This window comes from Demequina sp. TMPB413 (assembly GCF_020447105.2).
In the GTDB taxonomy this organism is placed as follows: Bacteria; Actinomycetota; Actinomycetes; order Actinomycetales; family Demequinaceae; genus Demequina.
The window spans coordinates 2302972-2316758 of the sequence record NZ_CP096184.1; the positions used below are offsets into that span (position 1 = coordinate 2302972).

The window sequence follows — 13787 nt, forward strand, 5'->3', positions numbered from 1 at the left end:
GCCCGAGAGGCCCGCACGGGCCAATGTGGGTCTAGTTCTTCTCGACCAGCGCGACCGACGTGGGCGCCTCGATGGTGCGCGACACGGTGCACTCCTTGTCGTGCGAGATCCTGAGCGCCGACGCCACGCGGGCGCGCGCCTTGTCGCCGTCGGTGCCCTCCGGGAACACCAAGTCGAACAGCACGCGCACGTTCTCGAGCACGTTGCCCTCGACATCGTCGTGGACGTAGTCGGCCTGAGAAGTGACCTCGAACTTGCTCGGCTCGGCTCGCCGCGTGGTCATCATGTCGACGTCAAGGCTCGAGCAGCCAGCTACCGAGGCGAGCAGCAACTCGACGGGGCTCAGTAGCCCCTGGCCGCGCCCGAATTGGAGCGAGGCGCCGGCTGCGTTCGTGACGGTGTAGACGCCCACTGAATCGCGGGTGAGCGTTACGGAGCGGGGGGTGATGTCGCGTGTCATGGGATCCATGGTGGCACGTGGGCTGCCGCACCCGGCACCACCTGCGCCGAAGTTACAGCGTGAGCCGAACTCGTTTGCGCACCGTGCGGGGCTCACGAGTAGTAGCGTCCCACGGCCGTGACTTTGGCACGATGGGGTGGGCGGCGGCGCGCTTGGCGGCGGCGCGCTTGGCGGCGGCGCGCTTGGCGGCACGACCGCGTGACGGCGTCCCTAAGACTGGCGCAGTCCGAGAGCGTCCACGAGCGCGCACGCGGCCTCGGGCCTGTTGAACGTGATGATGTGGATTCCAGGTGCGCCTGCGTCGACCAGGTCGCGCGACAGGCGAGCCGCGTGGTCCACGCCAGCCGCGAGCGCGGTTGCGTCGTCCTCCGCGGCCTCGAGCGCACCGAGCAGCTCGCCAGGCGTGGGCACGCCCGTGAGCTCGGCGGCGCGATAGGCGCGGCGAGCGGAGACGAGCGGCATCACCTCGGGGACGATCGGCAGGCCGATGCCCTCGGCGGCCGCGTCGCGGACGAGCGCCTCGTAGTGGGGCACCTCGTAGAACACCTGGGTGATCGCGAAGTCTGCGCCCGCGTCTTGCTTGGCGCGCAGCACGTCGAGTCCCTGCTGGCGCCATTGCTCGAAGGCGTGCTGGGCGGGGAACGCTGTCACGCCAATGCTGATGTCCAGGCCGTGTGCCGCGGCGACTTCTCGCAGCAGCGCAACCAATTCGGACGCGTACTGCAGCCCGTCCGGATGGGGGCTCCAGTTCGTCTGACCCTTGGCCGGGTCGCCGCGCAGCGCCAAGAAGTCGCTCACGCCCTCGCCCAGGTACTCCTCGATCACCGCGACGAGGTCCGCGCGGCTCTGGTCGACGCACGTGAGGTGGGCCAGCGGCGGGATGGTGTGCGCTTCGGCCAGGCGCTGCACCACGCCGCGGCTGGTCGAGCGAGTCGACCCCGACGCGCCGTATGTGATCGAGACGAAGTCGGGCCGGGTGCTGGCAAGCACTTCCATGGTGTCCTTCAGCGATTCCTCGGCCGCGGGGGTACGCGGCGGGAAGAGCTCGTACGACAGGGTCGTGTGCTCGGTGGCGAGGAGGTCGCGGATCGTCATGGCGTGGCAAGACTACGCGGGCGCGCGGGTGCGTGACGCACCGCCAGGCCCGCGCGCAGGCCACCTATGCGTGCGTTGACGCACCGCCAGGCCCGCGCGCAGGCCACCTATGCGTGCGTTGACGCACCGCCAGGCCCGCGCGCAGGCCACCTATGGGTGCGTGACGCACCGCAGGGAGGGGTGCCGCAGACGGCTGTCGTGCCCAGGCGGGCCAGGCGTGGCCTCTCCCCGCCCCCGGAGCTCACCGGGCCTCCCGTCGGCCCCTCACGCCACACTGGAGCCATGATCACGGAACCGAACGACCTCACTCGCTGCTTTGGCAACGGAGACCCGCTGTATGAGGCGTATCACGACTGTGAATGGGGTGTGCCAGTCCACGGCGACACGGCCCTGTACGAACGCATCGTGCTGGAAGGCATGCAGTCCGGGCTGTCGTGGCTCACGATCCTGCGCAAGCGGGACAACTTCCGGGCGGCCTTCGCCGGCTTCGAGCCAACCGCCGTCGCGGCCTTTGGGGACGACGACGTGGAACGACTACTCGCCGACGCGGGCATCGTGCGCAACCGACTCAAGGTCAACGCCGCGATTATCAACGCGCGCGCCGTGGTCGCGCTGCAGGAGGCGGGAGGGTCGCTCGACCAACTGTTCTGGTCGCACGCCCCCGAGCCGCGGGCCGCTCGTCCCACAGACTGGGAGGGCGTGCCCGCTTCGACCCCGGAGTCGGTGGCGCTCACCAAGGAACTCAAGAAGGCTGGCTTCGTGTTCGTGGGGCCCACCACCATGTACGCGGCGATGCAGGCGTGCGGCCTGGTGGACGATCACATTGAGGGGTGTGTCGCGGCACGCTAGGTCACCGCCGTCTGATCGGAAACGCCGTGGTCATCTTGGACCCACGCGATGAACTCAGTCGCGATGGCCAAGGCGCGAGATGCGATTTTTCGCTCCGACCAGTCCCCCGAGTCCGCTGGGTCCCTGGTACGGAAGGAAGTTGCCCGATTCGAGGGCTACGACATGTGCCACCCCAAGAAAGCCGCTGCCGCGCATCCGCAGTACAGTCCACAGTGGAAGTCGTCACGTCGTGGCGGCGCACTGCGGCAGGATAGAGGAGAGGACATGTCGACCACCGGGAGCAGGCGAGAGCCCCAGGTGGGGAAGGCTGGACGACCGAAGGTCGGGCCGCAGCCGGGTCCACCGGCGCAGGGCACCGAGGCTGACGTCATCGTGGTGGGCGCTGGCCCGGCCGGTTCGAGCACCGCTCTGTCCCTGACGCAGGCCGGGCTGGAGGTCCTTCTTCTCGAGAAGTCGACCTTCCCTCGAGAGAAGGTCTGCGGGGATGGCCTCACGCCACGGGCGGTCCGGGCGCTCCTCGCGATGGGCGTCGACCTCGACTCGGAGGGCGGGTGGATGCGAACCGAGGGCCTTCGGGTCGTGTCCGATGATGCCCGGCTCGAGCTCGACTGGCCCGATGTCGCGGCCTTCCCTTCCTACGGGCTTGTCCGCACGCGGTTGAGCATGGATGACGCTCTCGCTCGCCACGCCGCCGAGGCGGGCGCACACGTCCACCAGAACACCACCGCTGTGGGGTTGATCCGCGACGAGCGGAGCGGCCGCGTCACGGGCGTGAAGGCGCGACGCAGCGACGCCGTCAGCGAGACAGGCGAGGACATCGTGTTGCGCGCCCCGGTCGTCGTCGCGGCCGACGGCGTCTCCAGCCGTCTGTCCGTGGAAGCGGGGATACCGCGCCGCGCCGACCGTCCTATGGGCGTGGCAGTGCGCACCTATTTCACGAGTCCGCGTCACACGGACGAGTACCTGGAGGGATGGCTCAACCTGACCGACGAGACTGGCCGCGCGCTCCCCGGCTACGGTTGGATCTTCGGGATGGGCGACGGCACGTGCAACGTCGGTCTGGTCCTGCTCAACGCCCCGGGCGCGAACCGCCATGTGGACTACCGTGCATTGCTCGCGTCGTGGCTGGCGCCGATGCCCGAGGAGTGGGGCTTCGTCGAGGAGACGCGCACCGCCCCGGTGACCGGGGCGGCCCTACCCCTGGGCTTCAACCGCACGCCGCACTATATCCCCGGACTGATGCTCGTGGGCGACGCCGGCGGAATGGTGAACCCTCTCACCGGGGAGGGCATCGCGTATGCCCTAGAGTCCGGTCGGATCGCCGCCGACGTGCTTGTGCGGGCCCTGGCTCGGCGCCAGCCGGAGGAACAGGAACGGATCCTCCAGTCCTATCCCAAGGTGCTCAACGACGCCTACGGCGGGTACTTCGCCCTGGGGCGCTGGTGCCTCAAAGTTGTCAATCACCCAACAGTCATGGCCGCCGCTGTCAAGCACGGGTTGAGCCGTCCGGCGCGTGTGCGGTTCGCGTTCACGATCCTCAGCAACCTGACCGATCCCCACGGCGACGCCAAGGAACGGATCTTCCACGCTCTGACGCAGCGTCTCCGCTGATCGGACGTGCGTGCCACCCCGGCCGCCGAGGCCCGAAAGGAGTGCCGGTTGACGCCGGTCCACTAGGCGGACAAGATGGGATCGTGGGTGACTCCTCCGTCCATCTCCCGTGCGAGCGGAGCCGGAATGCCAGGCGTCCGTGAGTGGGGCACCATCAGGATGGGATGATGCGGGAGATGCGATGAGTCGTCGCGAGAGTAAGGGCGAGAAAAGTGTGGCGAGCGCCCTCGCCGTCATCCTGGGTCCCGACCCGGACATAGCCCTACGCGCCTACGACGGGAGCGATGCAGGACCGGCCGACGCCGCTGCAACGATCGTGGTGCGGTCACCCGCAGCGCTACAGCGAGTGTTGCACTCGCCCAACGAACTCGGCTTCGCCCGGGCCTACGTCGCGGGCGACATTGACATCGAGGGGGACATCTACGCCGCACTGGATCTGCGTGAACGCTTCGGTGCGGCGGCCCGCCGCCCGCAGGCATGGGCCGCCGTGCCGGGGTTGGTGCGCAAGGCCGGTGGGGTGCGGCGGGCACCCGAACGACCGGCAGAAGAGATCCGGGTACACGGGCGCCGTCACAGCCGTGCGCGGGACGCCAAGGCGATCTCCCATCACTACGACGTGTCCGGTGACTTCTACCGCCTCTTCCTCGGGTCGACGATGACTTACTCGTGCGCGGTGTGGGAGAACACGTCGGTGGGTCTGGACGCCGCACAGGAGGCCAAGTACGAACTCATCTGTCGCAAGTTGGGGCTCGCCCCCGGCATGCGGATGCTCGACGTCGGCTGTGGATGGGGAGGCATGGCCATGCACGCCGCCCGCCATCACGGGGTGCACGCGGTAGGCGTCACGCTCTCCCGTGAGCAGGCGGATCTCGCCCGTCGCCGGGTCGCCGACGCCGGGCTCAGCGACAGCGTCGAGATCCGGCTGAGCGACTACCGCGACGTGGCGGACGGGCCCTACGAGGCGATCAGTTCCATCGGCATGTTCGAGCACGTGGGCACCGCGCACTTGGGCGAGTACTTCTCACGCATGCGCTCTCTCCTGGTGCCCGGCGGTCGGCTCCTGAACCACGGCATCAGCCGACCCCACGGGGTGGGTCCCATGCCCCGCGGCGGGTTCATGCAGCGCTACGTCTTTCCCGACGGTGAGCTCCAGGAGATCGGCCGGGTCGTCTCCGCTGTGCAGCACGCCGGGTTCGAGGTCCGGCACACCGAGAACCTCCGGGAGCACTACGCGCTGACCCTGCGGGCCTGGGTGCGCAACCTCGAGGAGCACTACGACGAAGCGGTCGCCCTGGCCGGGCCCGGCCGGGCGAAGGTGTGGCGGCTGTACCTCGCAGGCTCTGCCCTGGGGTTCGAGCGGGGGGAGATCGAAGTACACCAAACCCTCGCCGTCCGCGCCGACAACGGGTCGAGCGGGATGCCTCTGCGACCGGACTGGGAAACGGGACCTCGGACGTGAGGTGGGGGCGGTCCGGCGCAGGTGAGTCCTCGTCGGTGGCCGCGGCATCTCCGGGCCGTGGTTGATGGCATCCGGGGCCTGCGTCTCGCCGTTCCCAGATCACCGCGAGACGCGAGGTTCTCCGCTCCAGCAAACCCCCACCTAATTTGGAATGCGGAGGTAACGAAGGTAGCGTTGAGTGACCGGCGGGCCGCCCATACCCCTGAGGGACGCGCCGGTTTCGGTACTCACGCCGTAGCGCTTCGACCGCCCCAAGGAGCCGCAATGCCCAGGACCATCTGCTTGCCGAAGCCCGCACCATGGGCTGCGCCCCGCGCGCGAAGCGGCGGTAGCGAATCCGGATCACCGTCGGCATCGTCGGCAGGAACCCAGCGCTCGTGCTGATCGGCGCCATTGCGGGGTGTGGCAACGGCGGCGCGAACCAACCCAGCATGGGCACGACGCACGCCGGAGTTTCGCGTGGGATCCGGGCGTACGCCTTTGCCTCAAACGACGGTGGTGCGACGTGGGCACCGACCGGCTGACCGGGGTCGCGGGCAGGGCTACCGGAGACCACCCCACCGCCATGAGATCGATGAGAAACCTTGCCCCCACCCTCCCTGCTCGTGACGCGCCTGAACCACATGCCTCCCCCTTGGCCGTCGGCGTAGCCCCGGGGCAGGGCGGCGACGGATCGCTCGTAAACCTCACCCGGGTGGCAGTCGATGTCGACAGGTCGCCGGTGCTACGGGACGTCGACCTCATCCTCACCCCCGGTGCCGTCATCGGCATCCGGGGCGCCAACGGGGTTGGCAAGACCACGCTCCTACAACTAGCGGCCACCGTTCGTCGGCCTGTGAGCGGCATGGCCCGTGTGCTCGGTGCGGACTTGCGCGGCGTTCCGCCTGTCGAGGTGCGCCGTGCCATCTGCCTGATCGGACATGACCCGGGCCTGTACCCCCAACTCACCCTCCGGGAGAACCTGCGCTTCGTCGCCGACATCCACGGCCGTTCGCCTGCGACGGTCGAGTCCGCGCTGCAGCAAGTGGGGCTGGCCCGTGCCGCGGACCGACGAGTGGACCGGTGTTCGCAGGGCATGGTGAAACGGGCGGATCTCGCGCGGGCCCTGATCGGCAGGCCTACCCTGCTGTTGCTCGATGAGCCGCACGCGGGGCTCGATGCCGCGGCCGCGGAACTGGTCGACTTTATCCTCGCCGACGTTCGCGCACGCGGTGGCGGCGCGCTGGTCGTATCCCACGACCCGCAGCGGCTGCAGGCGATGGTCGACGAGGTCCTCGAGTTGCGCGATGGCGGACTCGTGAGTCTCGGGAGGTCGACATGATGAGCTCACTGCACACTGCGGCTGCGGTCGCACGCAAGAGCCTGCTCGTCGACCGCCGTTCCGGTGAGTCGCTGCTGGTCATCACCCCCTTTGGTGCGGTCGCCCTGCTGATCATCCCCATCGCGGTCGGCACCGAAGTGCCGTTGCTTCGACAAGTCGGCCCGGGCATGTACTGGGTGGTAGTCCTGCTTTTCGGCGTGCTCGTCACCCTCCGACAGAGTTCCCTGCAAACGCCCGCACAATCCAGAGTGTTGCTCCTCGCTGGCGTGCCCGGGCCGATCCAACTGGCCGGGAACGCGATGGCCACCGGCCTGTTGGTATTCGGCCTCGGCGCCTTACTAGCACCCGTGACGGTGATGCTCTACAACCCCAACCTGGGAGGCTGGCCGTGGCTGGCGGCGGCCCTGCCCGCCGTCGCCGCCGGGCTAGGAATGCTCGGGGTCATCGCCGACGGGCTGGTGCGTCAACTCAGCGTGCGCAACTCACTCGGGCCGTTGCTCATCGTGCCGCTTGCTCTTCCCCTGCTGTTGGGGGCGACCCAGACCATGGAGGCGACCGCATTCGGGCGGTCCGCTGTGCCGTGGCTGATACTGATGGTGATCGTGGATCTGGTTCTGTTTCTGGCGTTGTTGTTCGCCGGTCGGCTACTCGAGGAGGGCACATGACAACTCGCTCGCACTGGGTCGCACGGCGGGTGATTCCCCCGGCAGCGGTAGTCGCGATGGCTGCGGGTCTGGTCTCCGCGCTCTTGGCGCCTCCGGACCGGTTACAGGGAAATCTACAGAAGTTGATGTATGTGCACGTTCCCGCGGCGTGGCTCGCCTATGCCGCGTTCCTGCTGACGCTGGCGGGCAGCGTCGGCTGGCTGTGGCGCCGTCGGCGCGCATACGACAGGCTCGCCGCTGCGGCCGCGGAGGTGGGTGTCTTCTTCACCGGACTGACGCTCATGCTCGGCTCCATCTGGGGCAAGCCGGTGTGGGGGGTGTGGTGGACCTGGGATGCCCGACTGGTGACCACCGCCCTGCTGTTCTTCATCTATGTGGGCTATCTGGCGCTACGTCGAGCGATACCGGAGCGCGCTGACCGCGCCCGCCGCTCGGCAGTGTTCGGGATTCTGGCATTCGCGATGGTGCCCATCGTCCACTTCTCCGTGCTGTGGTGGCGGACGCTCCATCAGCCGCCGACGGTGCTGCGCCCGGGGGACCCCACCATCGACCACACCATGCTGCTCGTGCTCGGGATCAATCTGCTCGGCTTCACCCTGGTGGGGCTGTGGCTACTGATGCAGCGGATCGGCATGTCCTTCGACGAGGAGGCACTTGAAGACGCCACGGTCGCGCTGGACCGTGACCTCGCGGGTGCCGCAATCGAACCACCTCAACTGAAAGGAACGTCGAACAGTGTCTGAATGGTCGTGGGTCGCCGTCGGCTTCACCGTCACCTATGGGTCGCTCATCGCGTACTTCCTGCTGATGCAGCGGCGACGGGTCGCGGTGCGTCGCCAATTGAAGCGGTTGCGATGAAGTATCGCGCCATCGTCATCCCCGTGATCGGAGTGATTGCCGTGTTGACGGGCTTCCTCGTGTTCGGGAACCTCAATCAGAACCTGGTGTACTACCTCACCCCCACCGAGGCGACGGATCAACGTGACGACACCGATCCCGGACAGCGGTTCCGGCTCGGCGGGCTCGTCGAGGAGGGCAGCGTGATCCGGACCGGGGACGAGGTGCGGTTCACACTGGTTGACGCAGCCGCAGCCGTACCGGTGGTTTACGCCGGCATCCCCCAGCAACTGTTCGCCCCTGGAGTTGGGGCGATCGTCGAGGGTGCCTGGAACGGGAATGCCTTCTATGCGGACACGATGATCATCAAGCACGACGAGGAGTACCAGGTGCCGGAACCCGACACCGCGGGAACGGCTGATGAGGTAGACCCGTGATCGCAGCCACTGGCTGGACCGCGATCGTGATCGCCCTTGCGGGCTCCGTGTCTCTCGTGATCCACGGCTGGCGCGCCGAGCGTCGGCCGCAAGGGGTGCCTCGCGCGGCGCTGAAGCTCTCCGTCGGCGGGATGGTGTTCGGCAGCGTGGTGGCGTTCGGAGCGCTCCAAGTGGCGCTACTCACCGACGACTTCTCCGTGTCGTACGTGGCGGAGAACTCCGCAAGGGCAACGCCACTGTTGTTCAAAATCTCGACGGCGTGGTCGGCGTTGTCCGGCAGTATCGTGCTGTGGACGCTGGTGCTCGCCGGGTTCACGGCGGCGGTTCTGCGGCAGGTCCGAGACATGCAGGACCGACTCGGCATCGGGGCATTGGTGGTGATGGGCCTCGTCGCAACGTTCTTCTTTGGGCTCGTCGCGACCGTCGCCAATCCCTTTGAAATCCTCGCGAACCCCCCGACGGACGGGCCCGGCCCGAACCCGATCCTGCAGAACCACTTCATGGTGCTGATCCACCCGCCGATGCTCTATCTCGGTCTGGTGGGGTTCACCGTGCCGTTCGCTTTCGCGATGTCGGCCCTGATGCTCCGACAAGGCGGCGTGGATTGGCTGCGTCGCACGCGTCGCTCCAATCTCGTCGCCTGGACGTTCCTCACCGGCGGCCTGGTCTACGGCGCCTGGTGGTCGTACGAGGTGCTCGGCTGGGGTGGATTCTGGGCGTGGGACCCGGTGGAGAACGCCGCGTTGATCCCCTGGCTACTCGCGACAGCGTTCATCCATTCCTCCGCACTTCAGGTACGACGCGGAATGCTGCAGGCGTGGAACTTCGTGCTGGTGCTGGCGACTTTCTCGACGACCATTCTCGCGACCCTGCTCACCAGGTCGTCGGTGATCGCGTCGGTGCACAGCTTCACCCAGTCCGGGGTCGGCCCGGCGCTGCTCGGCTTCCTGGTGATCGTCCTCGGCGTGGGCTTCACACTTTTCGCGATGCGCGGTGAACAACTCCTCTCGAACCGACGGCCGGAATCGATCCTCAGTCGGGAGGGCGCGTTTCTTACCAACAACGTGATCCTGAGCGTCTTCGCCTTTGTCGTGCTCCTCGGCACCATCTACCCGGTGTTCGTCGAAGCGTTCAGTGGGGGTCAGGTATCCGTAGGCCGGCCCTTCTTTGATCGCATGGCGGTGCCGTTGTCGTTCGCGCTGCTGCTCGCGATGGGCATCGGGCCCTTCATGCCGTACCGCCGAGCCGGAGGTGCGGTGATGTGGCAACGGCTACGCGTGCCGCTGCTGCTTGCCGCCGCGGTATCCGCTGCCCTCGTCCTTGCGGGCTTGCGTGAGGTGAGTGTAGTGCTGGTCGCGTTCCTCGTGACTGCGATGGTGAGCGGGACCGTGCGAGAACTTCTGACGAACGCGCCGCAACCGCGGCCGCAGTCGATCTGGCGCTTGGTCAGACGGCAACACGGCTACTGGGGTGGTCAGTTGGCGCACATCGGGCTCGCGTTGGTGGCCCTTGCCATCGCGACGTCGGGAACGCTCGCAGAGCGGGCGAGCGTCTCGCTCACTATCGGCGAGTCAACACCGTTCGATGGCTACACGCTCACCTATGAGGGCATCGAGCAGGTGCCCGGCGGCGACCGCAGCGCGACCATCGCAGGGATCGTCTTCGAGGCCGACGGGGAAGTGGTGTTCCGCGCGGAGCCAGCGCTGACCCAATTCAACAACCAGGTGCAGGCCGTCGCCACCCCATCCATTTGGAGCACCCCCACCCGGGACATCTATGTGGCATTGTCGAGCTTGGAGGACGGCCAAGTCACGATCAATCTCTACCGCTACCCCTTCATGTGGTTGCTGTGGACAGGGGGTCTCACCGTCATGGTGGGCGGTGTCTGGGCGCTGGCTGGCGGAGCACGACGGCGCGGGGCGGCGGTGCAATTGGAGGAGCATCGGACGAGCGAGAAAGGTGCCCATGACTAGGACGGTTTCGCAGTGGGCGGTCGCCGCCGTCACTTTGGCTCTCCTGGCCATTGCGGCGGGTGGGCTGGTGGCGGGCAACCAGTCACCCGAGGATCGTGCGTATGCGATCGAGCAGCGCCTGCGCTGCCCGACCTGCAAGACCGTGTCCGTGGCAGAGTCACCGTCGGAGACCGCCGCCGGCATGCGCCAAATCGTCGCGGAGCAGGTGGCGGCGGGACGCACCGACGAGGAGATCTTCGACTACTTCACTCAGCGGTACGGCCAATGGGTGCTGCTTGAGCCGCCGTTCGCCGGACAGACACTGCTGCTCTGGCTACTTCCGCTCGCCGCGGCTGGCGGCGGCCTGCTGGTGCTGCTCACCCGCGGCAGGGTCACGGCCGCGGCCCCCGATGAGTTGTCAGATGCCGAACGCCGACGCGTTGCCGCGGCACTTGACGCATACCGGGAACGTGAGCCAGAGGATGACGAGCCGTGACGGCGGAGCGGGGGCAACACCTGGAGCGCCGGGATCAGGCGCTCCGGGACCTCGTCGAACTCGACCGGCAGGTGCTGGTCGGCGAACTCTCCGCCTCCGACGCACGGCGGTTGCGGGGAGGTTACGAGCGGGAGGTTGCGGCCGCTTTGGCCGGTCTGGACCGGCTCGAGGCCCACGTCGCGGCGAACCCGGCGCATGTCGCCAAGGGCAGGGGTCGACGCGGGCGTTTCTCCCGGCTGGGACTGTATGCTGCGGGGCTCGTAGCCGTCGCGGTCGCCATACTCCTGCTCCCAGGCAACGTCTTGGACCGTCCGCTAGGTGGGTTCGTCACCGGCAACGAGGCGCTTCAGAATTCCGGTTCCTCCTCGATCGCGCCGCAAACAGGGGTCGACCTCTCCCAAGTCACCGACGCCGAGATGGAGGCGGTCATTGCCGCGAACCCGGACGTGATCGGGATGCGGCTCGCGCTCGCGGACCGCTACACGGCGAGTGGCCGCTATGACCTTGCTGCGGTGCACTACCTCAAGGTGCTGGAACAGGATCCGTCGAATCCGCGCGGCCAGGCGTCCCTGGGCTGGCTGATGTTCAACCTGGGCGAGATCGACCAGGCTGAGAGGCTGGTCGACGAGGCACTGCAGACGACCCCGGAACTGGTCATCGGGTGGTGGTTCAAGGCGAATATTCGGATGTACGGTTTCGACGATCCTGCGGGAGCGATCGAGGCGCTCGACGTGTTGGAGACGCTTCCTGATCTGAATGCGGAGGTTCGCGACCAAGTCGACGCTCTGCGTCGCGAGGCGTCCCAGGGGGCGGGCCGATGACCGAGTCGCAACAGTCTCTTGAGCGCGCGGACGGAGAGACGCAACGCGCACCACGACGCGGGTTTTTGCGCTGGCTGCGATACAGCGCGGTGCTCGCGGTGGTGCTGTCAGTGGGCGTAGGCGCACTGTTCGGGGCGCGACTGAACCGGGATCCGACGCTGGTCTTCACTCCGTTGATCGGGCAGCCGGCATCGGAAAGGACCATGCCGTACTTGGAGCAGGAGGGCGCGGTGTCGCTGAGCGACTTCCGCGGTCAGGTGGTCGTCGTCAACTTCTGGGCGTCGTGGTGCGTGGCCTGCCGCGAGGAGCATCCCGCTCTGAACGCGGCCGCGGCAGCCTATCGCGACGCTGGCGTGCAGTTCATCGGCGTGGTCTACCAGGACCGACCCTCCAGCGCGATCACGTTCCTCGACGAGATGGGCAGGACCGAGAGCTACCGCTATGTCACCGATCCGGAATCGCGCGTGGCGATCGACTTCGGCGTGTTCGGGGTTCCCGAGACTTTCTTTATCGACGAGACCGGAACGATAGTGGCGAAGATCACCGGGGCATCGACGCTCCCGCTACTGTCCGGGGTGCTGGACGAGATACTGGCGGGGCGGACGCCGACCCGGGAGACCACCGTCGGCCCGGTGCAGGGGGCGCCGGGTGAGTGACTCAGGACGCCGCCGCGACCGGTGTGTCCATTCCGGGTCAGATGGGTGGCCAGCCCAGCCGGGCGTACACCGCCAACACCGAACTCATGAACTCGGTCCACTGGCCGCTGATGACCGCGACTCCCATGATGACGAGCAGGATGCCACCGCTGATCTCCAGTTTGCGTGAGTGGCGACGCAGCCAGCCAAGACGAACCCGACCCCGCGCCACGGCCACGGCCAGACCGAGGAACGGCAGGCCCAGTCCAAGGGAATACGCAGCGAGTAGCAGGCCACCTTCCACCATGGTGGTCGTGCTCGCCGCCGTGATCAGCACGCCAGCCAGGACCGGTCCGATACAGGGGGTCCAACCGAAGGCGAACGCGGCCCCCAGCGGCGCTGCGGCGCGGGGCCCGCGGCCCATCCGAGACATGTCGATCCGGACTTGACGCTGCAGCAGGCCAATCCGGAGCACCCCGGCGGTCACCAACCCCATCGCCACGATGAACATGCCACCGATCAGTTCGAGCATTCGGCCGTTCTGCGCCAGTACAAGTCCCAACCCGGACGCGGTCACCCCGAGTGCGACGAACACCGCGCTGAATCCGGCGACGAAGAGTCCGGCGGCCAACAGCACCCGTGGGGTCGGAACCGTCCGCTCACCGTCGCTCATTCCGGAGACGTAGGCCACGTAGCCCGGCAGCAGCGGCAGTGTGCACGGCGCGGTGAACGACACCACCCCGGCCACCAGGGCAAGTGACGCAAGGGCGAACAGTTCCACGTCTATCCCTCAGTCGACCTCTGCAGTTGCCGGACTTGGTGTGCTGGTGGCGAGCGCGCGGCCACCGATCATCATGTGATTCTGTCACGTCTGGGCAGCCGGCGCTGACTTCTGATCAGGTTCCGGACCAGCCGGATGAGGGCGCGGACGCGACACTGACTGGCCTCACGTCAGTCCGCTACGGCATCCCACTTGCGCCGTGATACGACGTAGAGCACGGTGATGAGCGGCTGCGCCCACGAGCGCACCGTCGAGCGCGGAGGCAAGAGCGTGAGTGAGCCACGCCAGGAAGCCGCCGATGCTGGACCCGCCGAGAAACGCCTCCCCCGCGCCGTGCCCCTTCTCGGCCATGTGCGGCCGACGTCATC

16 protein-coding genes are annotated in these 13787 nt (G+C 67.7%); 12 read left to right on the forward strand and 4 right to left on the reverse strand.

Annotation, left to right across the window (positions count from 1 at the left end):
* Window positions 1-31 precede the first annotated feature (31 nt).
* Window positions 32-460 (reverse strand): OsmC family protein, encoded by a 429-nt coding sequence (locus LGT36_RS11100; RefSeq protein WP_226264340.1) that lies wholly within the window; start codon window positions 458-460, stop codon window positions 32-34.
* A gap of 210 nt (window positions 461-670) precedes the next feature.
* Entirely contained in the window at window positions 671-1555 is an 885-nt protein-coding gene (locus LGT36_RS11105; RefSeq protein WP_248642074.1) for a methylenetetrahydrofolate reductase, read from the reverse strand.
* A 282-nt stretch (window positions 1556-1837) separates the two neighbouring features.
* On the opposite strand from LGT36_RS11105, the gene LGT36_RS11110 reads away from it, so the two are divergent.
* The 12 genes from LGT36_RS11110 (at window position 1838) to LGT36_RS11160 (ending at window position 12659) form a co-directional block, all read left to right on the forward strand.
* Complete coding sequence (locus LGT36_RS11110; protein ID WP_248642075.1) at window positions 1838-2404, forward strand: DNA-3-methyladenine glycosylase I; 567 nt, start codon at window positions 1838-1840, stop codon at window positions 2402-2404.
* Between the two features lie 264 nt (window positions 2405-2668).
* On the forward strand, window positions 2669-4015 hold the full coding sequence (locus LGT36_RS11115; RefSeq protein WP_226094785.1) for a geranylgeranyl reductase family protein: 1347 nt from the start codon (window positions 2669-2671) through the stop codon (window positions 4013-4015).
* 181 nt (window positions 4016-4196) lie between these two features.
* Window positions 4197-5474, forward strand: a complete 1278-nt coding sequence (locus LGT36_RS11120) for a class I SAM-dependent methyltransferase (protein WP_226094783.1) — start codon at window positions 4197-4199, stop codon at window positions 5472-5474.
* Between the two features lie 694 nt (window positions 5475-6168).
* Window positions 6169-6795, forward strand: a complete 627-nt coding sequence (locus LGT36_RS11125) for an ABC transporter ATP-binding protein (RefSeq protein WP_226096669.1) — start codon at window positions 6169-6171, stop codon at window positions 6793-6795.
* Window positions 6792-7460: a heme exporter protein CcmB gene (locus LGT36_RS11130; protein ID WP_226096670.1), complete on the forward strand. Its 669-nt coding sequence runs from the start codon at window positions 6792-6794 to the stop codon at window positions 7458-7460. The genes LGT36_RS11125 and LGT36_RS11130 overlap by 4 nt, the downstream gene beginning before the upstream one ends.
* Window positions 7457-8203 carry a cytochrome c biogenesis protein CcsA gene (gene ccsA, locus LGT36_RS11135; protein WP_226096671.1) on the forward strand — a complete coding sequence of 249 codons (747 nt, stop codon included), beginning with the start codon at window positions 7457-7459 and terminating at the stop codon, window positions 8201-8203. Before LGT36_RS11130 ends, ccsA begins: the two co-directional genes overlap by 4 nt.
* Window positions 8196-8318, forward strand: a complete 123-nt coding sequence (locus LGT36_RS14165) for a hypothetical protein (RefSeq protein WP_255633222.1) — start codon at window positions 8196-8198, stop codon at window positions 8316-8318. The genes ccsA and LGT36_RS14165 overlap by 8 nt, the downstream gene beginning before the upstream one ends.
* Window positions 8315-8734 carry a cytochrome c maturation protein CcmE gene (locus LGT36_RS11140; RefSeq protein ID WP_226096672.1) on the forward strand — a complete coding sequence of 140 codons (420 nt, stop codon included), beginning with the start codon at window positions 8315-8317 and terminating at the stop codon, window positions 8732-8734. The genes LGT36_RS14165 and LGT36_RS11140 overlap by 4 nt, the downstream gene beginning before the upstream one ends.
* A complete protein-coding gene (locus LGT36_RS11145; RefSeq protein WP_226096673.1) occupies window positions 8731-10707 on the forward strand; it encodes a heme lyase CcmF/NrfE family subunit in 1977 nt (658 codons plus the stop codon). The genes LGT36_RS11140 and LGT36_RS11145 overlap by 4 nt, the downstream gene beginning before the upstream one ends.
* Complete coding sequence (locus LGT36_RS11150; protein WP_226096674.1) at window positions 10700-11182, forward strand: cytochrome c-type biogenesis protein; 483 nt, start codon at window positions 10700-10702, stop codon at window positions 11180-11182. Before LGT36_RS11145 ends, LGT36_RS11150 begins: the two co-directional genes overlap by 8 nt.
* Window positions 11179-12003 carry a tetratricopeptide repeat protein gene (locus tag LGT36_RS11155; RefSeq protein WP_226096675.1) on the forward strand — a complete coding sequence of 275 codons (825 nt, stop codon included), beginning with the start codon at window positions 11179-11181 and terminating at the stop codon, window positions 12001-12003. The genes LGT36_RS11150 and LGT36_RS11155 overlap by 4 nt, the downstream gene beginning before the upstream one ends.
* A complete protein-coding gene (locus tag LGT36_RS11160; RefSeq protein WP_226096676.1) occupies window positions 12000-12659 on the forward strand; it encodes a redoxin family protein in 660 nt (219 codons plus the stop codon). The genes LGT36_RS11155 and LGT36_RS11160 overlap by 4 nt, the downstream gene beginning before the upstream one ends.
* A 37-nt stretch (window positions 12660-12696) precedes the next feature.
* Here the strand turns inward: LGT36_RS11160 and LGT36_RS11165 are convergent, their stop codons facing one another.
* On the reverse strand, window positions 12697-13419 hold the full coding sequence (locus LGT36_RS11165; protein WP_226096677.1) for a cytochrome c biogenesis CcdA family protein: 723 nt from the start codon (window positions 13417-13419) through the stop codon (window positions 12697-12699).
* A 165-nt stretch (window positions 13420-13584) separates the two neighbouring features.
* Window positions 13585-13770, reverse strand: a complete 186-nt coding sequence (locus LGT36_RS11170; protein WP_226096678.1) for a hypothetical protein — start codon at window positions 13768-13770, stop codon at window positions 13585-13587.
* Between the last annotated feature and the right edge of the window lie 17 nt (window positions 13771-13787).